1 protein-coding gene is annotated in these 799 nt (G+C 23.3%); it reads left to right on the top strand.

The annotated features are described in order from the left end of the window. Positions 1-799: ComEC/Rec2 family competence protein (locus KGF50_RS21710; RefSeq protein ID WP_227849981.1), on the top strand; the 799-nt coding region annotated here is incomplete at both ends.

Below are 799 nucleotides of genomic sequence, written 5' to 3'. Positions count from 1 at the left end.
AAGGAACAGTAAAAGGAAAAATTGAAAAGCCTAGATATAATCAGTATAAAGTAGGAGATTTTCTAATAAATGATTATACGAGAAGCAAAGATTTGAAAATTGGTCAGAAGACTAATGTTACAGGTAAATTTAAAAGTTTAGACAAAATGAAATATGAAGATTTTGATTATGGAAGGTATATAAAAAGCACTGGATATAAAGGTATAATATATATAAATAGCTATAAAATTATTGGTAAGAATAAAATATATGACTTAATAGGTAAAATAAAGTTTTACATAAATAAAACTTATAGATATTTATATAAGAAAAATTCGGATTTTATAAATTCTATATTATTAGCAGAAGTTGAAAATCTGACAGATGAGCAAAAAGAAATGTTTACTAGGACAGGAACTAGTCATGTAATATCTATATCGGGTCTTCATACAGGTATACTATGTATTGTAATAGCTTTTTTATTAAGAGGTATAAATAAATTGTATAAATTATTAATATTGTCGATTTTTATATCTTTATATTGTATAATGGTAGGTGCGTCTCCATCTATAATTAGGTCTATAACATTTGTTATGGTTTTCTATTTATCAGTCTTTATTAATAGAAAAAAGGATGGAATATCAACATTGTCTCTAATAGGGATAATTTTAATTATAAATAACCCCTATGTTATATATAATGTAAGTTTTCAATTATCTTTTTTAGCTACATTTTCTATACTAACTCTAAATATTATTAAACTTGCAATACTCAAATACATTATCATACCTATAAATGGTACTATGATTAAATTTCCTAT

Origin of the sequence: Clostridioides sp. ZZV15-6598, from assembly GCF_020657705.1 — a bacterium.
In the GTDB taxonomy this organism is placed as follows: domain Bacteria; phylum Bacillota; class Clostridia; order Peptostreptococcales; family Peptostreptococcaceae; genus Clostridioides; species Clostridioides difficile_F.
The sequence above is the reverse complement of the archived record's forward strand: the minus strand, read 5'-3'. Positions and strand labels throughout refer to the sequence as shown.